Raw genomic sequence first — 22,008 nt, 5'->3', positions numbered from 1 at the left:
AGGCTCGCTTGCGCTCGCACCTCAGGATGACGACGGTATTTGCCTCACACTCGTGTCATGTCGAATTGCGCCTTCTGGCCGGTGCCGTAGCGGCGCAGCGCGCCGTCTTCGCCGACCGCGTTGGGCCGCTGGAAGATCCAGTTCTGCCACGCCGTCAGGCGCGAGAAGATCTTCGATTCCATGGTCTCGGGACCGACGAAGCGCAGATTGGCCTCCATGCCGGTGAGACCGTCGGGCGAGAACGAGGTGCGCTCCTCGAAGAACACGCGGACCTCGTCGTCCCAGTCGATGTCGTCGAGCGCGAAGGTGACGAGGCCGAGCTCCTCGGCCTCCTCTGCATCGAGCGCCTTGCCGATCGATGCCTGCGCCCGCTCCAGATCCATTGGGTCGGCCTGGAAGCGCGATTGCAGCCGGGTCAGGCCATGGCTCATCGGATAGGGCCCGAAATTCATCGCCGTCAGTTCGATCGCCGGCGGCGGGCGGTTGTCACCCTGCTTCTGGCCGATCAGCATGTAGGAGCGGTCGGCGGCGAACACGAGCTCGGCCAGCGTGCCGACGAAGCAGGAGCCGGGCTCGACCAGCGTCACCAGCGTGCGCGAGGTGACGTCGATGCGCTTGAGCACGCGCTTCCAGTAATGCCTGACCTCATTGACCAGCCAGTGCGCCTTGTTGGCCTCCAGGAACGCGTCGTAGGACACGACGTTAGCGCGGTCACCATGGCTCTTGAACACCAGCATGGCGGTCTCGAGCTCGTTGATGCGCAGATGCAGGATCGCATCGTCGAGCTCGCGGGCGACCTGCAGCGGCCAGAACGAGGCGCCCTGTCCGATCATGCCGTCGATGTCGGCAGGCGCCGCAGCTTCCGGCGCCTTGATCGAGATGGTGGCGATGCGCGCCGCGCGATCGATGTCGACGCTGACGAAGCCGTAGCGGATGGCGCTGTCGTCGATGGTGCGCGTCAGCGGCGCCAGCGCGATGCCTTTGCCTGTGCCGTTGCGCTTCGACCTGGCGGCGAATTCCTTGACGCGCTCGGCAAGCTTGCCCTCGAGCTTGGAGTTCGGCGCGATCTCGTCGACCAGCCGCCACTGCACCGCGCGCTTGCCCTTGATGCCTTCCTCGATGGTGCAGAAGAAGTCGGCGTGGTCGCGGCGCACCTTGCGCTTGTCGACCACACGCGTGAGGCCGCCGGTGCCCGGCAGCACCGCGAGCAGCGGCACTTCCGGCAGCGCGACGGCGGCGGCGCCGTCATCGGCCATCATGATGTGGTCGGTCGCGAGCGCCAGCTCATAGCCGCCGCCGGCCGCGGTGCCGTTGACGACGGTGATGAAGCTCTGGCCGGAATTCTCGCTGGAATCCTCGAGGCCATTGCGGGTCTCGTTGGTGAACTTGCAGAAGTTGACCTTGTGGGCGTGGGTCGAGCCCGCCAGCATGCGGATGTTGGCGCCGGCGCAGAACACGCGGTTCTTGCCCGAGCGCATTACCACGACCTTCACCTCGGGATGCTCGAAGCGCAGCCGCTGCACGGCGTCCGCAAGCTCGATGTCGACGCCGAGATCGTAGGAGTTCAGCTTGAGCTGATAGCCCTCGAACAGGCCGGCGTTCTCGTCGACGTCCATGGTCAGCGTCGCGACGTCGCCGGCGATGTCGAGCTTCCAGTGCCGGTAGCGCGACGGGTTGGTCTGGAAGTCGATGTACTTCGCCCCGCCTGCAAGGACGCGATCGTCACCAGCCATGGGCCACCCTTATCTGTTGTTCGTTTGAAGGTTCGTTCGTCGAGGTCTTCATGCACAATAATGCATGTTTTCGATCTGGTCCAGTTCAAAACGCAAAAACATGCATTTTGTTTCATGTTCGGGAAATTCGCCCGCTCGGCCAATGGCCTGGCACCGGCACCAAAAGTCAGGCCGCCAGTGCCGGGTCGTCCCGCAGGGCTGCCTTGGCGAATTCGGTGACCGCATCCAGCGTGACCGCGGGCGCCTCGCGGTGCGGCGAGTGACCGGCGCCGGTGATGGCGGCTACATCAACCGGGCAATAGCACTCGTCCTGGGCGATCTCGACCTGACGCATCGTGCCGTATTGGTCATCCGCGCCCTGCACGATCAGCACCGGCACGCGGATATAGGCGAGATACTCGGAGATATCCCAGTCGCGGAATTTCGGATTGAGCCAGGCGTCGTTCCAGCCACGGAAGGTGCTGTCGACATCCTTGTGCCAGCGCGCCAGCTTCTCCTTCAGATTGGTGGTCTCATACGCCGTCTTGATCTCGGCAATCGACTTCACCGAGATGTCCTCGACGATGAAGTGCGGCGCGAGCAGCGCAAGGCCGTGCAGGCGATGATCCTGATGCGCGCCGGCATAGATCGCCGCGATCGACGCGCCGTCGGAGTGGCCGACCAAGAGGCCGCGGCGGAAACCGATCCGGTCGAGCAGCTTCGGCAGCACGTCGAGCGCCTCGCGATGCATGTAGTCGACCGGACGCGGCAGCTTCGCCGGCGACGAGGCGCCATAGCCCGCGCGCGAATAGGCGAACACGCCGGCGCCGGTCGCCGCCTGCAGCTTCTCCGGAAAATCGCCCCACAGCCCGACGCTGCCGAGGCCTTCGTGCAGCATCACGAGGGTCGGCGCCGTCTCGGGTGACGGACCGATCATGCGGTACTCGAGATTGGCGCCGTCGATGCTGAGGAAGCCTGTGGGATTTAGGTTTTGCATGCTGGAGCCTTCCTCACTCATCGTCCCTGCGAAGGCAGGGACCCATAACCACAGGCTTTAGTTGTTGCGGCAAAGCCGTCGAACAGCATCTCTCAAAACAAAGGCCGCGGCGTATGGGTCCCTGCTTTCGCAAGGACGACGCGAGTGGAAACATTATTGTGCGCCGTCGCGCAATTTGAACCGCTGGATCTTCCCGGTCGCCGTCTTCGGCAATGACTCCACCACATCGATCCAGCGCGGATATTTCCACGGGCCGATCTTCTGCTTGACGTGTTCCTTCAGCGCCTCGTGCAGGCCTTCGGCCGAGCTCTCGGGCCGCAGCACGACATAGGCCTTCGGCTTGAGCAAGCCTTCCGGATCGGCCTCCGGCACGACCGCCGCCTCCAGCACCGCGGGATGGGTGATCAGCGCGCTCTCGACCTCGAACGGCGAGACCCAGATGCCGGAAACCTTGAACATGTCGTCGGCGCGGCCGCAGAAAGTGTAACGGCCGTCGGCATCGCGCGTGTATTTGTCGCCGGTTCGGGTCCACGCGCCCTCGAAAGTGGCGCGGCTCTTGGCGCGCTGATTCCAGTAGCTCTCGCCGGCCGAGGGTGCATCAACCAGCAGCTCGCCGACCTCACCGTCGGCGACGTCAGCCCCTGTCTCGTTGACCAGCCGCACCTTGTAGCCGGGCACCGGACGGCCGGACGATCCGTATTTGATGTCGCCGGGCGCGTTCGACAGGAAGATGTGCAGCAGTTCGGTCGAGCCGACGCCGTCGAGAATGTCGACGCCGAACCGCGCGCGCCACGCATTGCCGACCGATTCCGGCAACGCCTCGCCGGCCGAGGTGCAGACCCGCAGCCGATTGCCCGCGGCTTGCGTCTTGGTCGCCTCGTCGTTCAGCATCGCCGCGAACAGGGTCGGCACGCCGAAGAAGATGCTGGGATGATATTTGTTCAGCAGCGCGAACATCACCGCCGGCGTCGGACGTTCCGAATTGAGCACCGTGGTGGCGCCGACCGACATCGGGAAGGTCAGCGCATTGCCGAGCCCATAGGCGAAGAACAGCTTTGCGGCCGACAGGCCGACATCGTCCTCGCGGATGCCGAGCACCTGCCTGGCATAGGTCTCCGCCGTCGCCGCGAGATTGGAATGCAGATGGCGCACGCCCTTCGGCATGCCGGTCGAGCCCGACGAATAGAGCCAGAACGCCGGCTCGTCGGCATGCGTCGGCGCCGTCGCGAACACGTCGCTCTCGCGCGCGATCTCGTCCGACAGCTTCTTGTGGCCGTGCGCATCCTTGCCGGAGACCACGACATGCTCGAGGTCGGGCATGCCCGCGATGATGTCCTTCACGACCGGCAGCAGGGCCTCGGAGATGAACAGCACGCGCGCGCGGCAATCACTGAGGATGTAGGCGTATTGCTCCGCGGTCAGCAGCGTGTTGAGCGGCACCGGCACCACGCCGGCGCGGATCGCGCCGAGGAACACGATCGGGAAATCGACCGTATCCAGCATGATCATGGCGACCCGCTCCTCGCGGCGGACGCCGAGCCGGCACAGCATGTTGCCGACGCGGCGGGTCTGCTGCTGCAACTGGCCATAGGTGATTTGCGACACCGTATCGTCGAACGCGACCTTGTCGCCGCGGCCCTCATCGACATTGCGGTCGAGCAGCCAGGAGACTGCGTTGTAGGTCATGGCCCGCTCCTCAGGCACAGGCGCACCGCGCCCGCCCTCTCCCGTCAAGATTTAAGAATTATAATTCATACAAAGCCACCACATTGGCTTGCTGTCAATCCTCGTCGGCATTATGTTTCCTAGACCATTGGACCTGATTCAGTCAGGACCGCGCGTCGCACGGGGATCATGACCGAAGCCAACGATCCGGAAACCGACTTCCTCGAACAACTCGGGCAGCGCGTGCGCACCATGCGCGCGCTCCGCGGCATGTCGCGCAAGGTGCTCGCCAAGGTCTCCGGCATTTCCGAACGCTACATCGCCCAGCTCGAAAGCGGCAAAGGCAATGTTTCGATCGTGCTGCTGCGCCGTGTCGCAGGCGCGATGGGCGCGCATCTCGAGGACCTGATCCCCTCGAGCGAGCCGATCCCGGATTGGGCCGTGATCCGCGATCTCCTGCGCAAGGCGTCGCCGAGCCAGATCGCGCAGGCCAAGGACATGCTCGCCGGCAGCAGCCCGCTGGCGCCGCGCGGCGCCTCGTTCTCCGGCATCGCGCTGATCGGCCTGCGCGGCGCCGGCAAGACCACGCTCGGGCGGATGCTGGCGAAGAAGATCGGCTGGAGCTTCGTCGAGCTCAACAAGGAGATCGAGGCGCAGAACGGCCTATCGGTCGCCGAGATCATCGCGCTGTACGGCCAGGAGGGCTTTCGCCGCATGGAGCAGGCCGCGCTGACGCAACTGCTCGCGCGCAAGGAATTGATGGTGCTGGCGACCGGCGGCGGCATCGTCTCCGAGGCGCTGACCTTCGACCTGATCCTGTCGTCGTTCTACACGATCTGGCTGAAGGCCGAGCCGGAAGAGCACATGGCCCGCGTCCGCCGCCAGGGCGATCTGCGCCCGATGGCCGACGATCGCTCGGCGATGGCCGAATTGCGCAACATCCTGGTCAGCCGCGAACCGCTTTATGCTCGCGCATCGGCGGTGGTCGACACCGCCGGCCTCTCGGTCGATGCCGCCGCCGCGCGGCTGATCGATTCCGTGCGGCCGGTGCTGCAGAACGAGGCGCGCTCGTTCGGGCTGCGCAGCGTGGCGCTGTAGGCCGCGACGTTAGGTTGAATCGGTCGAACGGCAGCCTCGCTGCACCTCTCCCGCTTGCGGGGGAGGTCGGATCGCATCGAAAGATGCGATCCGGGTGGGGGCTCTCTCCGCGATGCGACTCGCGGAGAGAGCCCCCACCCTAACCCTCCCCCGCAAGCGGGAGAGGGGACCGCATTTCCGATGCCGCGGCCGCTCGGTTCACCTCACGTCCCAGGCGCATTAAAGCAACCGGCTCTTCACATCCTCCGCGCCGTCGCGCAGCAGCGGCAGGAAACGGTCGATCAATTCCTTCGCCGGAACACGATCGACATGCGCGCCCATGTTGATGGCGGCAACGATGGTGCCGTCGTAGCGGCGCACCGGCACCGAGATCGAACGGAAATGCGGCTCGGCCTCGCGGTCGACCAGCGAGTAGCCCTGCGCGCGATCGGCGATGATGGTGGCGAGCAGCTTCTTCGGATCGGTCGTGGTCTGCGGCGTCACGGGATCGCGGCGCATCGCCTTCAGGCGTGCCGCAAGCTCGGCATCGCCGAGCCGGCCGAGCATGGCGCGGCCCACTGACGTGCAGAACGCCGGCAGCCGATAGCCGATATCGAGACCGGCGGAAAACACCCGCGTCGGGCTCGAGCGCGCGACGAACACGACGTCGTCGCCGTCGAGCAGTGCGAGCGAGGCGATCTCCTGTGCTGCGGTGGCGATGCGATCGAGGACCGGCTGCAGCACCGTCACCACCTGGTTGGATTGCAGGAACGAGCCCGCCAGCGTCAGCACATGCGGCGTCAGCGTGAACAGCTTGCCGTCGGTTGCGACGAAGCCGCCATGCGCGAGCGTGAACAGGATGCGTCGCGCGGTGGCGCGCGGCAAATCGGCGGCGCGCGCAAGATCGCTCAGCGTCGCCGGACCCGTAACTGTGCCGAACACCTGCAACAGGCGCAGGCCGCGATCGAGCGCCTCGACGAAATCGGTGACGCGCTCCTGATCGGTCCGCTTCAGCTTGGGCATGGGCTTTGAACGGTTCAAAAATTGCGCTTGCTGTCCAAACCAGACATGGCATAATTCGCACATTCGTTCAATAGGCGAACAAATCCAAATTCGGGAGACGCCGCCATGATGAGCCAGGAAGCGAACGATCTGATCACCCGCACGGGGGCTAAGGACCCCTGCGGAAAGCTGATGCGGATGTATTGGCAGCCGGCGGCGCTGGTCGATGAGCTGGAAGGGCCGCGCCCGGTCCGGCCGGTGCGGCTGCTCGGCGAAAATTTGGTGCTGTTTCGCGGCGAGGACGGAAGCTACGGCCTGATCGATCGCCACTGCGCGCATCGCGGCGCCGACCTCGCCTTCGGCCGGCTCGAGCATGGCGGGCTGCGCTGCGCCTTCCACGGCTGGCTGTTCGACACGTTAGGCCAGTGCATCGAGACGCCGGCCGAGCCGGTTGGATCGCAGCTCTGCAAAGGTATCAAGCAACGTTCTTATCCCGTGGTCGAGAAGAGCGGCATCCTGTGGGCTTATCTCGGCGAAGGCACCCCGCCGGCATTTCCGGAGCTCGACTGCTTCGTCGCACCCGACAGCCATACGTTCGCGTTCAAGGGCCACATGAACTGCAACTGGCTGCAGGCGCTCGAGGTCGGCATCGATCCGGCGCACGCCTCCTTCCTGCATCGCTTCTTCGAGGACGAGGACACCTTGGCCGCCTACGGCAAGCAGTTCCGCGGCGCCTCCGCCGGCAGCGACATGCCGATGACCAAGATCCTGCGCGAATATGACCGGCCGATCATCAATGTCGAGCACACCGAATACGGCCTGCGCCTGATCGCGCTGCGCGAGCTCGACGAGGAGCGCACCCATGTGCGCGTCACCAACCAGCTGTTCCCGCATGGCTTCGTCATCCCGATGTCGACCGAGATGACGATCACGCAGTGGCACGTGCCGGTCGATGACGAGAACTGCTACTGGTACGCGATCTTCACCAGCTACGCGGCGCCGGTCGACAAGCAGAAGATGCGCGACCAGCGGCTCGAGCTCTATACGTTGCCCGACTACAAATCGCGCAAGAACCGCAGCAACGATTACGGCTTCGATCCCCACGAGCAGGCGACCGAGACCTATACCGGCATGGGCAGCGACATCAACGTCCACGACCAGTGGGCTGTGGAATCGATGGGCGCGATCCAGGATCGCACCAACGAGCATCTTGGCCAGAGCGACAAGGCGATCGTGCAATATCGCCGGCTGCTGCGGCAGGAGATCGAGAAGGTCGGCGGCGGCGAGACGCCGATGCTGTTCCTCGACGACGCCTCCGCGCGCAGCATCCAGGGCCCCGCGACGATGGACGGCATCGGGCCGACCCAAGGCTGGGAGCTCTACTGGATGGAGGTCGACGTCAAGCGGCGTCGCGGCGCGCCCTGGGCGGCCCCGGTGCCGCGCGAGATCGCCGGCAAAGTGCACCACCTGACGGCGGCGGAGTGATGTGTGTGAAGTTGTCATTCCGCGGCGATGCGGCAGCATCGAACCCGGAATCTCGAGGTTCCGGGTCTGGTCCTTCGGACCATCCCGGAACGACAGCAACAAAGGAGTGACGCAGTGAGCTTCGTCGAGCGTCACGGCCTGTGGTCGGACGAGCAGAAGGAGGCCGCGAATCGCCTCCGCCGCATCGTCGAGGAGAAGAACCTCGAAGTCATCAGGCTGTCATTCCCGGACCAGCACGGCATCCTGCGCGGCAAGACGCTGATCGCCAGCGAAGCGGTGCGCTCGCTGGAGGGCGGCTGCTCGATCACCACGACGATGCTCGCCAAGGACACCTCGCACAAGACGGTGTTTCCGGTGTTCACCGCCGGCGGCGGCTTCGGCATGAAGGAGATGGAGGGCGCGGCCGATGTGCTGATGGTCGCCGACCCCACCACGTTCCGCGTGCTGCCCTGGGCAGAGAACACGGGCTGGCTGCTCTGCGACCTCTATTTCAGCGATGGACGGCCGGTGCCGTTCGCGACCCGCAACCTCTATCGCAAGGTGCTCGATCAGCTCGCAGGCCGCGGCTACGATTTCGTCGCCGGCCTCGAGGTCGAATTCCATCTGTTCAAGCTCGACGACGCCCACATGGCGCCGGAGGATGCCGGCCAGCCCGGACGGCCGCCGTCGGTCAGCCTGCTGTCGCACGGCTATCAGTATCTGACTGAGCAGCGCTACGATCAGATGGAGCCGGCGCTCGAGATCATCCGCCGCGACATCATCGCGCTCGACCTGCCCTTGCGGACGGTCGAGGTCGAGTTCGGCCCGAGCCAGTGCGAGTTCACCTTCGCGCCGACCGTGGGGCTTGCACCGGCCGACATCATGGTGCTGTTTCGTTCTGCGGTGAAGCAGATCGCGCGCCGCCACGGCTATCACGCGACCTTCATGTGCCGGCCGAAGCTGCCGAACGTGTTCGCGAGCGGCTGGCACCTGCACCAGTCGCTGGTATCGCGCGCCAGCGGCGAGAACGTCTTCATGGCGAAGGAAGCGGGCGAGCCCTTGAGCGCGCTCGGCCGCACCTGGCTGGCCGGCCTGATCGAGCATGCACGGGCCTCGACCGTGTTCACGACGCCGACCATCAACGGCTACAAGCGCTACCGCTCCTATTCGCTGGCACCCGATCGCGCGATCTGGGGCCGCGACAACCGCGGCGTCATGATCCGCGTGCTCGGCGGCCCCAACGATCCGGCGACGCGGCTGGAGAACCGGATCGGCGAGCCGGCCGCCAATCCCTATCTCTACATGGCCTCGCAAATTCTCTCCGGCCTCGACGGCGTCGACCGCAAGCTCGATCCGGGCCCGTCCGCCGACACACCCTACGAGACCAAGGCCGCGCTCTTGCCCAAGTCGCTGCGCGAAGCCGTCTTCGCGCTTCAAGACGATCCGTTCTTCCGTGGCGCGCTCGGGCCGGAGTTCGTCGACTACTACGTCCACATCAAGAACGCCGAGATCGAACGCTTCCAGGCCGAAGTGTCGGACTGGGAGCAGCGCGAATATTTCGAGATGTTTTGAGGGGAATACAAGGCGCAGGAGGCGTCTGTGCCCCCGTCATCCTGAGGTGCGAGCACTTGCGAGCCTCGAAGGATGCACGGCCCGGCCGGTGGCCGTCGATCCTTCGAGGCTCGCTCCGCTCGCACCTCAGGATGACGGGACCGGACCTGGGGCCCTTGCCTCGTCGTCCCGGCGAAGGCCGGGACCCATAACCACAGGGTGTTGTATTTGCCTCGCTGTGGCCCCGGCCTGCTATACCCACATACAGCGGTGGCAATGGGTCCCGGCCTTCGCCGGGACGACGTCGGGTAGAGCGCAGACCCTGCCTCAAATCCCAAGATACTTGTGCTGCAGCTCCGGCTCCGCAACCAACTGCTCGCTCGTCCCGCTCCACACCGTCTTGCCGCGCTCGATGATGTAGTGGCGGTCGGCGATGCGGGTGAGGTTTCCGACGTTCTTGTCGATCACCAGCACCGACTGCCCGCGTCCCTTCAGCATCGACAGGCAGCTCCAGATCTCGTCGCGGATCAACGGTGCCAGGCCTTCGGTGGCCTCGTCGAGGATCAGGAGTTTCGGGTTGGTCATCAGCGCGCGGCCGATCGCGAGCATCTGCTGCTCGCCGCCGGACAGCGTGACGCCCATACTGCTGGTGCGTTCGGCGAGCCGCGGGAACAGCGCATGGATCTTGTCGATCGTCCAGGGATCGGAGGCGCCAAGGCGATTGCCGGATGCGGCGACGAGATTTTCGCGCACCGTGAGGTTCGGAAAGATCTGGCGGCCCTCCGGCACGAGGCCGATGCCGAGCTTTGCGATCCTGTACGACGGCAGGCCCCGCACCGCCTCGCCGGCGAAGCGGATGGCGCCTGATCGCGCCGGCGTCAGGCCCATGATCGAACGGATGGTCGTGGTCTTGCCCATGCCGTTGCGGCCCATCAGCGCGACCATCTCTCCCGCCTTGATCTGCAGCGACAGGCCGTACAGCACCTGGCTCAACCCGTAGCAGGTCTCGATCGCGTCGACTTCGAGCAGGGGTTCAGCGGTTTTGGTATCAACCATGGCGCGTCACCGCATGCTGATCGCCGAGATAGGCGCGCTTGACCTCTTCGTCCTTGCGGATCGCGTCCGGCACGCCGCAGGCGATGACGCGGCCATAGACCAAGACCGTGATGCGGTCGGCGAGCGCGAACACCGCTTCCATGTCGTGCTCGACCAGCACGATGGTGACTTCCTTGCGCAGCTCCTTCAGCAGCGCGACCATCCGCGCGGATTCGGTGACGCCGAGCCCGGCCATCGGCTCGTCGAGCAGCAGTAGCTGCGGCTTGGTGGCGAGAGCGACCGCGAGCTCGAGCTCGCGCTGCTCGCCATGGCTCAATTGCGAGACCACGATATCGGCGCGCTGGCCGAGGCCGACGCGCTCCAGCGCCGCGCGCGCGGTGTCGCGCAGATGCCGCTCCTTGCGCGCATTGCCCCAGAAGCGGAACGAGTGACCGTCATGCGCTTGCGCCGCGAGCGCGACATTGTCGATCGCGGAGAAATCCTTCAGCAGCGAGGTGATCTGGAACGAGCGCGCCAGCCCAAGCCGGCTGCGCTTGTAGGACGGCAGGTGCGTGACATCGCGGCCTGCGAAGTAGATGGTGCCGGAATTCGGCATCACCTGCCCGGTGAGCTGGCTGATCAGCGTGGTCTTGCCGGCGCCGTTGGGGCCGATGATGGCGTGCAGCTCACCCGGGATGACCTCCATCGAGAGGTTGTCGGTCGCGGTGATGCCGCCATAGCGGCGCACCAGATTGTCGACGCGCAGCAAAGGATTTGGCAAGGGATCAACCACGGCTCATCCTCCCGAGCAAGCCCATGATGCCACCGCGCGCGAACAGCACGATCAACAGCAGCACCGGGCCGAGGATCAGTCCCGAATATTCGGTGAATTGCGACAGCAGCTCCTCGAGCAGGAGATAGACGATCGCGCCGACGACGGGGCCGAACAGCGAGCCCATGCCGCCGAGGATCACCATCACCATCAGATCGCCGGAGCGGGTCCAGTACATCACGGCGGGGCTGACGAAGTCGGTGTTGTTGGCAAGCAGCGCGCCGGCCAGGCCGCAGATCGTACCGGCGATGACGAAACAGACCAGGCGATAGCGATTGGCATGGAAGCCAATCGCCTGCATGCGCTGCTCGTTGGAGCGGACGCCCTGCACCACGAGGCCGAAGCGCGAATTGACGATGCGCCAGATCAGATAGAGGCCGCCGAACAGGCAGGCGAGGCAGAGGTAGTAGAACTGGTTGCGGTCCGACAGATTGATCAGGCCGGCGAAATCGCTGCGCTTGTAGACGGTGAGCCCGTCGTCGCCGCCGTAGCGCGACAGCGCGGAGGCGACGTAATAGGCCATCTGCGCAAAGGCCAGCGTGATCATGATGAAATAGACGCCGCGGGTGCGTAGACTGAGCGCGCCGATCAACAGCGCAAACAGCGCCGAGACCGCGAGCGCCATCGGCCACTGGATGAACCCGGAACCGATCCCCTCGGCGGCGAGGATGCCGACGGCATAGCCGCCGATGCCGAGATAGGCGGCATGGCCGAAGCTCATCATGCCGCCATAGCCCATGATCAGATTGAGGCTCGCGGCCGCCAGCGCATAGATCGCGATGCGGGTGAACAGCGTCAGGATGAAGATGTTGCCTGTCACCGCCGAATAGACCGGCAGCAGGACCAGCGCGGCGCACAGCAGCGCCGCAACGGCATTGGAGACGTTGAGCTTGGGCATCATCGTTTGGCCGCCGGGAACAGCCCCTCGGGCCGCAGCACAAGGATGATCGCCATCAGGAGATAGATCAGCATCGAGGACAGCGCCGGCGCCGCGGTCGAGGCCGCCGCCCCGCTCAGCACCTTGCGCAGCAGGTCGGGCAGGAAGGCGCGGCCCATCGTGTCGATGATACCGACGAAGACCGCGGCCATGAAGGCGCCGCGGATCGAGCCGATGCCGCCGATCACGATGATGACGAAAGCCAGGATCAGAATGTTCTCGCCCATCCCGATCTGCACCGTGAGGATCGGCGCTTGCATCAGCCCGGCGAGACCGGCGAGCGCGGCGCCGAGGCCGAACACCAGCGTGAACAGCAGCTTGATGTTGATGCCGAGCGCCCCGATCATCTCGCGGTTGGAGGCGCCGGCGCGGATCAGCATGCCGACGCGGGTGCGCATCACGACGAGATAGAGCATCGCGGCAACCGCCAGCGCGACCACGATGATCATCAGCCGGTAGGCCGGATAATACACGCCGGGAATGATCTGCACCGGCACGGTGAGCCAGGCCGGCAGCGGCAGCGCGAGGCCGGCCGGGCCCCAGATCAGCCGGACGGCGTCATTGAAGAACAGGATCAGGCCGAACGTCGCCAGCACCTGGTCGAGATGGTCGCGGCCGTAGAGATGCCGGAGCGCGACATATTCCAGCACGATGCCGAGCAGCAGCGTGGCACCCAGCGCCAGCAGCGCGCCCAGGACAAAACTGCCGGTCCAGGCCACGAAGGTCGCCGCGAAATAGGCGCCCATCATGTAGAGCGAGCCGTGCGCCAGATTGACGAAATCCATGATGCCGAACACCAGCGTCAGTCCGGCCGCCAGCAGGAACAGCAGCAGGCCGAATTGCAGGCCGTTCAGCAATTGTTCGACGACGAGATACATTGTGGGTCTACATCATCCCTAAAAAAACAGCGGCAGTGCATGCCCACCGCCGCATTGCTCGCTGCGTGTTCTCCCTCGCCCCGCTCTTGCGGGGAGAGGGTTGGGGTGAGGGGCTGCCTCCGCAAATTGAACTCGTGGAGAGTCCCCCTCACCCGATTGCTTCGCGCATAGCCGAAGCTGCGCTTCGGCGTCCTTCGTCAAGAACGGCCGCCGGAGGCGGCCTATGCTCTCCCCGCAGGCGGGGCGAGGTGAAGAAAGCAAGCTGCGCGCCAAAAGGCGCCCGCCGCTCACTTCATCGAACACTTGTCGTGGAATTTGTCCTGGTCGTCCTTGACGATGGTCGCGACCGTCTTCAGCGAGAGCTGGCCGTCAGCGTCCTTGACCACGTCCTGAAGGTAGAAGTTCTGGATCGGGATGTGGTTGTTGCCATACTTGAACGGGCCGCGCAGCGACTTGAAGTTGGCCTTCTCCATCTCCGCCTTCATCGCGTCCTTCTTGGTGAGGTCGCCCTTCACCGCGACGACGGCGCTGTTGATCAGCTGGGCGGCGTCATAGGCCTGGGCGCCGTAATAGGTCGGGCGCAGGCCGGGATACTTCTTGCGATAATCCTCGACGAACTTCTTGTTCTCGGCGTTCGGCAGGTCGTTGACCCATTCCTGCGCGCCGGGAATGCCGATCGCGTTGTCCTTCTGCAGCGGCAGCGACAATTCGTCGACGGTGAAGGCGGTATAGAGCGGGATTTGCGCCTTGATGCCGGCCTGGGCGTACTGGTTCAGGAATTGGACGCCGGCGGCGCCGGGATAGAACACGAAGATCGACTCGGCCTTGGAGTTCCGCGCCTTGGTCAGCTCGGCGGAGAAGTCGAGCTGGCTCGGCCACACCGTGTATTCCTCACCGACCACCTCGCCCTTGAAGGTGCTCTTCACGCCCGCCAGCATGTCCTTGCCGGCGGCGTAGTTCGGGCCGATCAGGAACACCGACTTGACGCCCTTCTGGTTCATGTAGAGGCCCATCGCGGCAGGCGTCTGGTCGTTCTGCCAGGAGGTCGAGAACACGTAAGGCGAGCACAGTTCGCCGGCGAGCTGCGACGGACCGGCATTGGCCGAGATCAGGAAGGTTTTCGAATCGACCGCGGTCTTCAGCGACGCCAGCAGCACGTTCGACCAGATGTAGCCGACGATGAAGTCGACCTTGTCGGACTGCACCAGCTTCTCGGTCTTCTGCTTGCCGACATCAGGCTTCTGCTGGTCGTCCTCGTAGATCACCTCGACCGGCTTGCCATCGATCTTGCGGCCAAGGTGGTCGAGCGCGAGCTCGAACGAATTGCGCATGTCGTTGCCGATCACGGCGGTCGGACCGCTGAAGGTCGAGACAAAGCCGATCTTGACGCTGTCAGCCGCCGTCGCGGGCTGCGCGAGCGCCAGAGCCATGGCGCCTGCCAGCCAGAATGCCTTTTTCATATTCACTCCCCTCCTCAACCAAAGATCCCGCCAGGCTTGATCACGAGGCCTGGGGGTCACGCTTTGCGCGCGCCGTTCTGTGACGTGTTTTGTGCGCGAGATCGCAATTGTGCAGCAAGCATGAACCGACGGCCCTCGATTAGAACCTTCGGCGCATACCCCAGCACCTTGCATCATAATTCGTCCAAATCGACCATTGCAAGAAATATAATGCCGGTTGCGTAGGCAACGATTGTCGCAGGGCCCGATCCAGACCGAGGAGAACAGCAGCAGGCTTTAACGATCCGGTAAAGCACCCGGAAACCACGGGCCGGCAAAGGCGCCGCGGGCTTCATGGTCTTGAAAGCATCACCGGGCGAGGCTGGGCCCAAAGGGGTGCGTCACATGCTGAATTACATCTTCGGCTTCAATGCCCGGATGGGCCGGTTGGCCTTTTTCTTCTGCACCCTCGTTGTGGGCCTTGGCTTTGTGATGCTGGTCTATGGGATCACGGGCAATGTGCCGCGCGGCAGGACGGACGTGCTGCTGGCGCAGGCGTCGAACAGCCCGGCGCTGATCATTGCTTTCTACGGCATGCTCGTCGCCTGCTTCATGCTGCAGTCGATGCGGGTGCGTGACATCGGATGGGATCCGGTGTGTGTGATGGCGGCATGGATTGCCCTCATCGTGCTCGACAAGGCCATTGCCGGACGATTTCCCGAATACGCGCTGACCTACCAGCACACCGGAACGGTGGTCGGTGCACTCGCCAACGCCGCGATGAACCTCGTCCTGACGTTCTGGCCGGGCGGCCGCTCCGAGGAAGCGCCGCCGTTGCCGCGCGAGACCGGCGGCGACGGGCTGTTTGAAAGAAGCGGCGCGCCCGCCGCAGCCGGCAGCCGCGTCGCGCGCATCGCCAAAGGCGAGTTCGGCGGCAAGACGCGGTAGCGGCCTCTCTTCACCGTCGTCCCGGCGCAGGCCGGGACCCATAACCACAGGCTTGAGTTGTCGAAGCAGGCTGTGGCCCCAGCATCGCAAACCAATGACCATTCGTGGTTATGGGTCCCGGATCGCGCTTCGCTTGTCCGGGACGACACCGAGTTTGTGGCATGGCATCGAGCCACAGCGTAAGCAGCAATCAGTCACCCCTGATCCACCGCCCATTCGGCGCCATCGATCGCATAGGGCGCGTGGCGGAAATCCCTGATCGTCGCGACCTTGTCGGCCGACCAGTCAAGCAGCATGAACGATCGCGGCGGCCCACCCTGCGCGTTCGGATCGAACACCAGGATCGCGGGACGGCCCTCGACCTGTCCGGTGACCAGGTGCCAGTCGTCGATCTTCGCATAATTGCCGAAGTAGCGTGACACCTCGGCCTTGCCGTTCAGCCGTGTCTTGTTGACGAGTTCGAGCCTGATGTCATCGGCGATCATGACGCGGATGGCATCGAAGTCGCGGTCATTGAAGCGGCCGACATAGGCGTTCAGCCTGAGACGATCAGCCGGCGACAGGCCGGGCCGCGGCGCATCGTCCGGTTCGCGGGCGAACGCACGCAGTTGCGTGCGTCCGCGGTGCAGCGCGGCCTTCACCGCGGGCAGGCTGAAATCCATGATGCCGCAGACCTCCTGCAACGAGCAGCCGAGCACGTCCATCAGGATCACGCTGGAGCGCTGCGCCACCGGCAGCCGCATGAAGGTGCGCAGGCTGCTTGCCGCGATCTCGCGGCGGCTGACGTCGTCAAGCTCTCCGGCCATCATGTCCACCTCCTCCGGCGCGTGGAGCGCTTCCTGGCGGTTGCGCCGCCTGAGGAAATCGAGCGCGGTGTTGTGCGCGATCCGGAACAGCCAGGCCTCCGGATGCTGGATCGGGGCTGCGGGCGCGAAGGCTTCCATCGCCTTGATCAGCGCGTCCTGCAGCACATCCTCGCCGTCGATGACCGATCCGACCATGCGAGCGCAGTAGCGATGCAGCCTTGGCCGCATCGCCGCCAGCAGCGCCTCGACATCGGTCGGCGCCTGGGGTGGTGACGTCATAGTCGCTCCGCCAAGTCGGTTCACTCCGGTCACGGCGCATCCAGCATACGATAGTTTCCGACAATCACAGCACTGCGAACCAGCGGCGGTTCGGCGCAACGATCGCGGATGCCGTCCTGGAAGGTCTGGAAAGCCGCCAGCTTCGGGATCGGGCTCGAGCCGTCATCGGCCGATGTCTCGACCATATGAATGAAGGTGTCGTCCTCCAGCCGCAGGGTCATATAGCGCACGCCATCCGGGTTGGCCGCCTTCAGCTCGGCGAACACGGCCGCAACCAGCGCGGCATTCTTGTCCGCCATTTCCGGCTTGGTCTTGTACCTGATCAGGGTCCGTCTCATTGCAGCCTCCTTGGCCTGGTTCTGCGGCCCGAACCGGCCGCGTCATACCCAAGGACGTTTGCCGGCGGCGAAAGGATGCGGTCCGGCAAAAATAATTCTCGGCCGCATCCTTTGCCTATCCCGGATCGTCTTTTCGACGAGCGCGCCGCGCCCCAGCGGCCCGCCAACGGAGAACGACCATGCAGACCCCTCGAGAGCGCAACGAGCAGCGCTGGGTGCTCGGCCTCACCGCGCTGGCATCCTTCATGATGGCGCTGGACGCCATGATCATGACCACGGCCTTCGCCACCATTCGCGCCGATTTCGGCAGCGCCGTGGAGACGCTGCAATGGACCGTCAATGCCTTCAACCTGACCTTCGCGGTGCTGCTCCTGACCGGTGCGGCGCTCGGCGATCGTTTTGGGCGACGCAGGATGTTCGCAGCCGGGATCGGCCTGTTCGTCGTGGCCTCCGCGGCCTGCGCGCTGGCCGGCGATGCCGCGGCATTGATCGCCGCGCGCGCTTTGCAGGGCGCAGGTGCGGCGCTGGTGATGCCGCTGGCGATGGCGATCCTGAGCGGCGCGTTCGGCCGCGAGGAGCGCGCCCGCGCGCTCGGCATCTTCAGCGGCATCACCGGATGCGCGCTGATCATCGGCCCCGCGATCGGCGGCTTCATCACCGAGCATCTCGGCTGGCGCTGGATCTTCTGGATCAACCTGCCGATCGGCCTGATTGCGATCGCCCTCGTGCTGGCGCGCCTGCGGGAAAGTTTTGGTCCGACGGCGCCGCTCGACATCACCGGATTGTCGCTGGTCGCACTCGCGGCGCTGGCGCTGGTCTGGGGCCTGTTGCGCGGCAACAGCGCCGGATGGGCGAGCGCGGAAGTGACGGGCGCGCTGATCGCCGGCGCGGCGCTGGCAGCGATGTTCGTGCTGTGGGAGCTGCGTGCGACGAGCCCGATGGTGCCGATGCGGCTGTTCGCGGCCCGACCGTTCGCGGCCGGCATCGCCGCAAGCGTGCTGTTCTATGCCGCGATGTATGGCGTGCTGTTCCTGCTGCCGCAATTCCTGCAGATCGCACTCGGCTTCGACGCCTTCGGTGCCGGGCTACGGCTGTTGCCGTGGACGGCGACACTGTTCGTCACAGCGCCGATCGCCGGCGCCGTGGTCAACCGGTTCGGCGAACGCACGCTCGTCGTCACCGGCCTCCTGATGCAGGCGATCGGGCTCGGCTGGATCAGCGAGATCGTCACCTCGTCGATGCCCTACTCCGCGCTGGTCGCACCACTGATGCTCGCCGGCGTCGGCGTCTCGATGGCGATGCCGGCCGCGCAGAACGCGGTGCTGAGCGCGGTCGCGGTCAGCGAGATGGGCAAGGCGTCGGGCGTCTTCAACATGGGCCGTTTCCTCGGCGGGATGTTCGGCATCGCGGCGGTGGTGGCGACCTTCTCCGCCAATGGCACGGCCGATTCGTCCGGACATTTCACCAATGGATTTGCTGCAGCGATGAGCCTTGCGGCAACGCTGTCATTCGCCGGCGCGGTGGCGGGACTGTTCCTGCCGATGCGGCGACGAGTTGTCGCCACGACCGCGCGGCAGGATGCGTAAGGCTTGCCGCGATTGGGTTTTGCTATCGGGTGATCTGGCATTTCATGTTGGAATGAGGCTGCGAATGACTACATAATGAAATGACGAAGCCGTTCGGAACCGAGGGCGACATCAGATGACGCAAGCGCCGGCCAAACCTCATCGCGTGGTCATCGTCGGCGCCGGCTTCGGCGGGCTCGAAGCCGCCTTCGGTCTCGCAGGCGCGCCGGTCGAGATCACGCTGATCGACCGCCGCAACCACCATCTGTTCCAGCCGTTGCTCTACCAGGTCGCGACCGCATCGCTTGCGACCAGCGAGATCGCCTGGCCGATCCGCTATCTGCTGCGCGACCGGCCCGAGGTGACGACATTGTTTGCCAATGTCTGCGGCGTCAACGCTGCAGAAAAGCAGGTGCAGCTCGACGACGGCGGCAGCATTCCCTACGACACGCTGATCCTCGCCACCGGCGCGCGCCACGCCTATTTCGGTCATGACGAATGGGAGCCGTTCGCACCCGGCCTGAAGACGCTGGAGGACGCCACCACGCTGCGGCGGCGCATCCTGGTCGCCTTCGAGCGCGCCGAGCGCGAGACTGATCCCGACAAGCGTGCGGCGCTACTGACCTTCGTCATCATCGGCGCCGGGCCGACCGGCGTCGAGATGGCCGGCACCATCGCCGACCTCGCCAAGGACACGCTGCCGCATGACTTCCGTCACATCGACACGCGCAAGGCGCGCGTGGTGTTGATCGAGGCCGGCTCGCGCGTGCTGGCAGGATTTCCCGACGATCTCTCGGCCTATGCGCAAGCGTCGCTAGAAAAGCTCGGCGTCGAGGTGATGCTGGGCGAGCCGGTCACCGAATGCTCGGCCGACGGCGTCGTGTTCGGCGGCAAGAGGCTGGAGGCGCGCACCATCGTGTGGGCCGCCGGCGTGCGCGCCTCGCGCGCCGCCGAATGGCTGAACGCGCCGGCCGACCGCGCCCATCGGCTGCAGGTCGAGCCGGATCTGACCGTGCCCGGTCATCCCGACATCTTCGCCGTCGGCGACACGGTCACGATCAAGGGTCCCGACGGCAATCCGGTGCCCGGCATCGCGCCGGCCGCGAAGCAGGAGGGGCGCTACGTCGCCGCACTGATCAAGGCCCGGCTCGACGGCAAGACGCTGCCGCCGTTCCGCTACAAGCATGCCGGCAGCCTCGCGCAGATCGGCAAGAAGAAGGCGGTGATCGATTTCGGCTGGCTCAAGCTGCGCGGCTCCCTGGCATGGTGGATCTGGGGCCTCGCCCACATCTATTTCCTGATCGGCGTGCGCCATCGGATTGCGGTGGCGATGAACTGGCTCTGGATCCACACGCGCGACCAGCGCGCCGCGCGGCTGATCACCCAGGGCAGCAGCAAGGTGGCGCAGTAGCGTTCACGCGAGCTCAACCTTAACCCCGTCATTCTGAGGAGCGGCCTCTTGGCCGCGTCTCGAAGTATGCACGGCCCAGATCGTACCAGGCATGATCGTCGCGCGGCGCCACGCGAGCCGTCGATCCTTCGAGACGCGCGTGCCGCGCTCCTCAGGATGACGGAGATGGAGTGGCGCGTGCCATTGCGCGCCGACATCCCGCGTGAAATATTTGCCATGGCAACAATCTTTGCCGGGAGGAAACAATGCGGATCAATGCGCGCGCCCTGGCGCTTGCAAGCTCACTCCTCGCGCTAGCGTCATCAGCGTCGGCGCAAGTGGCCAAGATGACCGGCGATCCCGCGGCGACCTGCGGCGGACTGGCCGGCTCAACCGATGGCGCGACCAAGATCGACAGCGCCACGCTCCAGGCACCGTCGCCGCTCTCGGTCGCCGAGAAGGGACCGACACCTTCCGGCCGCATCATCCCGGCCAATCCCGCCTTCTGCAAGGTGCTCGGGCAGATCACGCCGACCGATCCCACCGCGCCGCCGATCAAGTTCGAGGTCAACCTGCCCGTCGAGTGGAACGGCCGCTCGCTGCAATATGGCGGCGGCGGCTTCAACGGCGTGCTGATCACAGGTCTCGGCCTGCCGCCGGCCTATCCGTTCGACAAGGCCTCGCCGCTGGCGCTCGGCTTCGCGACCGTCGGCACCGACTCCGGCCACGAGTCGAAGCCGGGCGAGCCGCCGCAGCTGTTCGCGCTCAACGACGAGGCGTTCGAGAATTTTTCGCACAAGGCCTACAAGAAGGTGCGCGATGTCGCGCGGGCGCTGATCACTCGCGCATACGGCACACCGCCGGCCAAGATGTATTTCATGGGATCGTCCGAGGGCGGCCGTGAGGCGCTGACCATGGCGCAGCGCTACCCCGACGATTTCGACGGCATCTTCGCGCGCGTCCCCGTGATCAACTGGGTCGGGTTGCAGCATGCCGGCACCCGCTCCGGCCTCGTGACCATGGGCGACGGCTGGATCAAGCCGGCGCAGGTCAAGCTCGTGGCCGACGCCGTGCTGAAGGCCTGCGACACGCAGGACGGCTCCGACGACGCGCTGGTGCAGGATCCCGTCGGCTGCAAGGCCGCGTTCAAGCCGGCCACGCTGGCATGCGCCGCGGGACACAGCGGCGACGACTGCCTGAGCGACAAGCAAATTGCCGCGATCGAGACCCTGCATGCGCCTTACAAGTTCTCCTTCCCGCTCGCCAACGGCCTCGACGACTATCCGGGCTGGGGCGTGTCCGGCGAGAACACGCCGGCGTTCGGCCCGACCGGCGGCTGGAAGGCCTGGTGGCTTGGCAGCACGGCACCGGCGCAGCCGCCCGCTCCGAGCAACGGCATCGCCTGGATCTACGGCGCCGGCGGCATTCAGTATGTCTTCGCCCGCGATCCGAAACTCGACGTCACGACCTACAAGCCCGAGGACCACAAGGCGCGGGTGCTGGAAGTCTCCGCGCTGATGGATTCAACCGATCCGGACCTCAGTCGCTTCCACGCCCACGGCGGCAAGCTCGTGATCCTCGAACACATGTCCGACTACGCGCAAAGCCCCTATGCCGGCATCCGCTACTTCGAGAATGTCGAGAAAACGCTCGGCAAGGACAAGGTCGCGGAATTCGCCCGGCTCTACACTGCGCCCGGCGTCGACCATGTCGGCTCCGGCGCTCCCGCCAATGTCGACATGCTGGCCGTGCTGGTCGACTGGGTCGAGAACGGCAAGGCGCCCGGCGATCTCGAAGTGCGCGAGCAGCAGACCGAGGCGCCGGCCTTCGACACAATCCGCGCGCTGCCATTGTGCCGCTGGCCGACCTGGCCGCGTTACAAGGCAGGCCCGGTGAACGCGGCAGCGAGTTTCTCCTGCGCGCCGTGAGGTAAGCTTCATCGCAACTTCGGATCGTCGCTCTGCTTGCGCGGAGCGAGTGCAGCGGCGCGTGCGCCTATCGTGGAGCCCCGCGGCTCCGCCAGCGGGACTACCCCCTCTTAGCCAGCGGCATTGCCGTATCGCGGCGCGCGGGCAGCTCTTATCGATGGTCGA

General features: G+C 65.4%; 18 protein-coding genes. 7 read left to right on the top strand and 11 right to left on the bottom strand.

The genetic code is table 11. The annotated features are described in order from the left end of the window. Positions 1-44: 44 nt before the first annotated feature. From boxC to AAFG07_RS03935, 3 genes are all read right to left on the bottom strand, one after another. Positions 45-1,733 (bottom strand): 2,3-epoxybenzoyl-CoA dihydrolase, encoded by a 1,689-nt coding sequence (gene boxC / locus AAFG07_RS03945; RefSeq protein ID WP_342726107.1) that lies wholly within the window; start codon positions 1,731-1,733, stop codon positions 45-47. A 166-nt stretch (positions 1,734-1,899) separates the two neighbouring features. Continuing rightward, positions 1,900-2,709, bottom strand: a complete 810-nt coding sequence (locus AAFG07_RS03940; RefSeq protein WP_342726106.1) for an alpha/beta hydrolase — start codon at positions 2,707-2,709, stop codon at positions 1,900-1,902. 153 nt (positions 2,710-2,862) lie between these two features. After that, positions 2,863-4,395: a benzoate-CoA ligase family protein gene (locus tag AAFG07_RS03935; protein WP_342726105.1), complete on the bottom strand. Its 1,533-nt coding sequence runs from the start codon at positions 4,393-4,395 to the stop codon at positions 2,863-2,865. A gap of 168 nt (positions 4,396-4,563) precedes the next feature. On the opposite strand from AAFG07_RS03935, the gene AAFG07_RS03930 reads away from it, so the two are divergent. After that, positions 4,564-5,472, top strand: a complete 909-nt coding sequence (locus AAFG07_RS03930) for a helix-turn-helix transcriptional regulator (protein ID WP_223974998.1) — start codon at positions 4,564-4,566, stop codon at positions 5,470-5,472. Between the two features lie 219 nt (positions 5,473-5,691). Here AAFG07_RS03930 and AAFG07_RS03925 read toward each other — a convergent pair whose 3' ends face one another. Next, complete coding sequence (locus AAFG07_RS03925; RefSeq protein ID WP_342726104.1) at positions 5,692-6,474, bottom strand: IclR family transcriptional regulator C-terminal domain-containing protein; 783 nt, start codon at positions 6,472-6,474, stop codon at positions 5,692-5,694. A 105-nt stretch (positions 6,475-6,579) separates the two neighbouring features. Between AAFG07_RS03925 and AAFG07_RS03920 the strand changes: the two genes are divergently transcribed. Both AAFG07_RS03920 and AAFG07_RS03915 read left to right on the top strand, forming a co-directional pair. After that, entirely contained in the window at positions 6,580-7,938 is a 1,359-nt protein-coding gene (locus AAFG07_RS03920; RefSeq protein ID WP_342726103.1) for an aromatic ring-hydroxylating dioxygenase subunit alpha, read from the top strand. A 114-nt stretch (positions 7,939-8,052) separates the two neighbouring features. Further along, positions 8,053-9,489 carry a glutamine synthetase family protein gene (locus AAFG07_RS03915; protein ID WP_342726102.1) on the top strand — a complete coding sequence of 479 codons (1,437 nt, stop codon included), beginning with the start codon at positions 8,053-8,055 and terminating at the stop codon, positions 9,487-9,489. Between the two features lie 306 nt (positions 9,490-9,795). On the opposite strand, the gene AAFG07_RS03910 is transcribed toward AAFG07_RS03915, so the two are convergent. The 5 genes from AAFG07_RS03910 to AAFG07_RS03890 form a co-directional block, all read right to left on the bottom strand. Continuing rightward, on the bottom strand, positions 9,796-10,524 hold the full coding sequence (locus AAFG07_RS03910; protein ID WP_342726101.1) for an ABC transporter ATP-binding protein: 729 nt from the start codon (positions 10,522-10,524) through the stop codon (positions 9,796-9,798). Continuing rightward, the gene (locus AAFG07_RS03905) at positions 10,517-11,284 is read right to left on the bottom strand and encodes an ABC transporter ATP-binding protein (protein WP_342729047.1); all 768 of its coding nucleotides are present in this window, start codon (positions 11,282-11,284) and stop codon (positions 10,517-10,519) included. Before AAFG07_RS03905 ends, AAFG07_RS03910 begins: the two co-directional genes overlap by 8 nt. Positions 11,285-11,288: 4 nt before the next feature. Beyond that, the gene (locus AAFG07_RS03900; RefSeq protein WP_342726100.1) at positions 11,289-12,236 is read right to left on the bottom strand and encodes a branched-chain amino acid ABC transporter permease; all 948 of its coding nucleotides are present in this window, start codon (positions 12,234-12,236) and stop codon (positions 11,289-11,291) included. Further along, positions 12,233-13,150 (bottom strand): branched-chain amino acid ABC transporter permease, encoded by a 918-nt coding sequence (locus tag AAFG07_RS03895; RefSeq protein ID WP_176533954.1) that lies wholly within the window; start codon positions 13,148-13,150, stop codon positions 12,233-12,235. The genes AAFG07_RS03900 and AAFG07_RS03895 overlap by 4 nt, the downstream gene beginning before the upstream one ends. A 287-nt stretch (positions 13,151-13,437) precedes the next feature. Continuing rightward, entirely contained in the window at positions 13,438-14,610 is a 1,173-nt protein-coding gene (locus tag AAFG07_RS03890) for an ABC transporter substrate-binding protein (RefSeq protein ID WP_050426229.1), read from the bottom strand. Positions 14,611-14,994: 384 nt separating this feature from the next. Here AAFG07_RS03890 and AAFG07_RS03885 point away from each other — a divergent pair, with 384 nt between their 5' ends. Then, the gene (locus AAFG07_RS03885; protein ID WP_342726099.1) at positions 14,995-15,537 is read left to right on the top strand and encodes a hypothetical protein; all 543 of its coding nucleotides are present in this window, start codon (positions 14,995-14,997) and stop codon (positions 15,535-15,537) included. Positions 15,538-15,731: 194 nt separating this feature from the next. Here the strand turns inward: AAFG07_RS03885 and AAFG07_RS03880 are convergent, their stop codons facing one another. Together AAFG07_RS03880 and AAFG07_RS03875 are read right to left on the bottom strand one after the other, a co-directional pair. After that, positions 15,732-16,622: an RNA polymerase sigma factor gene (locus AAFG07_RS03880; protein ID WP_342726098.1), complete on the bottom strand. Its 891-nt coding sequence runs from the start codon at positions 16,620-16,622 to the stop codon at positions 15,732-15,734. A 29-nt stretch (positions 16,623-16,651) separates the two neighbouring features. Next, complete coding sequence (locus AAFG07_RS03875; protein ID WP_342726097.1) at positions 16,652-16,960, bottom strand: hypothetical protein; 309 nt, start codon at positions 16,958-16,960, stop codon at positions 16,652-16,654. A 179-nt stretch (positions 16,961-17,139) separates the two neighbouring features. Between AAFG07_RS03875 and AAFG07_RS03870 the strand changes: the two genes are divergently transcribed. The 3 genes from AAFG07_RS03870 to AAFG07_RS03860 all read left to right on the top strand — a co-directional run bounded on the left by AAFG07_RS03870 (position 17,140) and on the right by AAFG07_RS03860 (position 21,843). After that, a complete protein-coding gene (locus AAFG07_RS03870; RefSeq protein ID WP_342726096.1) occupies positions 17,140-18,546 on the top strand; it encodes an MFS transporter in 1,407 nt (468 codons plus the stop codon). A gap of 115 nt (positions 18,547-18,661) precedes the next feature. After that, positions 18,662-19,936 (top strand): NAD(P)/FAD-dependent oxidoreductase, encoded by a 1,275-nt coding sequence (locus tag AAFG07_RS03865; RefSeq protein WP_342726095.1) that lies wholly within the window; start codon positions 18,662-18,664, stop codon positions 19,934-19,936. Positions 19,937-20,262: 326 nt separating this feature from the next. Continuing rightward, complete coding sequence (locus AAFG07_RS03860) at positions 20,263-21,843, top strand: tannase/feruloyl esterase family alpha/beta hydrolase (RefSeq protein ID WP_342729046.1); 1,581 nt, start codon at positions 20,263-20,265, stop codon at positions 21,841-21,843. Positions 21,844-22,008 lie beyond the last annotated feature (165 nt).

It is taken from the genome of Bradyrhizobium sp. B097, assembly GCF_038957035.1.
GTDB lineage: Bacteria > Pseudomonadota > Alphaproteobacteria > Rhizobiales > Xanthobacteraceae > Bradyrhizobium.
This window is presented reverse-complemented; position numbering and strand designations above follow the sequence as displayed.

What these genes read in the sequence shown, in the direction of transcription:
- boxC (WP_342726107.1), bottom strand. Translation starts at nt 1,733, where the DNA reads ATGGCTGGTGACGATCGCGTCCTTGCAGGCGGGGCGAAGTACATCGAC.
- AAFG07_RS03940 (WP_342726106.1), bottom strand. Translation starts at nt 2,709, where the DNA reads ATGCAAAACCTAAATCCCACAGGCTTCCTCAGCATCGACGGCGCCAAT.
- AAFG07_RS03935 (WP_342726105.1), bottom strand. Translation starts at nt 4,395, where the DNA reads ATGACCTACAACGCAGTCTCCTGGCTGCTCGACCGCAATGTCGATGAG.
- AAFG07_RS03930 (WP_223974998.1), top strand. Translation starts at nt 4,564, where the DNA reads ATGACCGAAGCCAACGATCCGGAAACCGACTTCCTCGAACAACTCGGG.
- AAFG07_RS03925 (WP_342726104.1), bottom strand. Translation starts at nt 6,474, where the DNA reads ATGCCCAAGCTGAAGCGGACCGATCAGGAGCGCGTCACCGATTTCGTC.
- AAFG07_RS03920 (WP_342726103.1), top strand. Translation starts at nt 6,580, where the DNA reads ATGATGAGCCAGGAAGCGAACGATCTGATCACCCGCACGGGGGCTAAG.
- AAFG07_RS03910 (WP_342726101.1), bottom strand. Translation starts at nt 10,524, where the DNA reads ATGGTTGATACCAAAACCGCTGAACCCCTGCTCGAAGTCGACGCGATC.
- AAFG07_RS03900 (WP_342726100.1), bottom strand. Translation starts at nt 12,236, where the DNA reads ATGATGCCCAAGCTCAACGTCTCCAATGCCGTTGCGGCGCTGCTGTGC.
- AAFG07_RS03895 (WP_176533954.1), bottom strand. Translation starts at nt 13,150, where the DNA reads ATGTATCTCGTCGTCGAACAATTGCTGAACGGCCTGCAATTCGGCCTG.
- AAFG07_RS03890 (WP_050426229.1), bottom strand. Translation starts at nt 14,610, where the DNA reads ATGAAAAAGGCATTCTGGCTGGCAGGCGCCATGGCTCTGGCGCTCGCG.
- AAFG07_RS03885 (WP_342726099.1), top strand. Translation starts at nt 14,995, where the DNA reads ATGCTGAATTACATCTTCGGCTTCAATGCCCGGATGGGCCGGTTGGCC.
- AAFG07_RS03880 (WP_342726098.1), bottom strand. Translation starts at nt 16,622, where the DNA reads ATGACGTCACCACCCCAGGCGCCGACCGATGTCGAGGCGCTGCTGGCG.
- AAFG07_RS03875 (WP_342726097.1), bottom strand. Translation starts at nt 16,960, where the DNA reads ATGAGACGGACCCTGATCAGGTACAAGACCAAGCCGGAAATGGCGGAC.
- AAFG07_RS03870 (WP_342726096.1), top strand. Translation starts at nt 17,140, where the DNA reads ATGCAGACCCCTCGAGAGCGCAACGAGCAGCGCTGGGTGCTCGGCCTC.
- AAFG07_RS03865 (WP_342726095.1), top strand. Translation starts at nt 18,662, where the DNA reads ATGACGCAAGCGCCGGCCAAACCTCATCGCGTGGTCATCGTCGGCGCC.
- AAFG07_RS03860 (WP_342729046.1), top strand. Translation starts at nt 20,263, where the DNA reads ATGACCGGCGATCCCGCGGCGACCTGCGGCGGACTGGCCGGCTCAACC.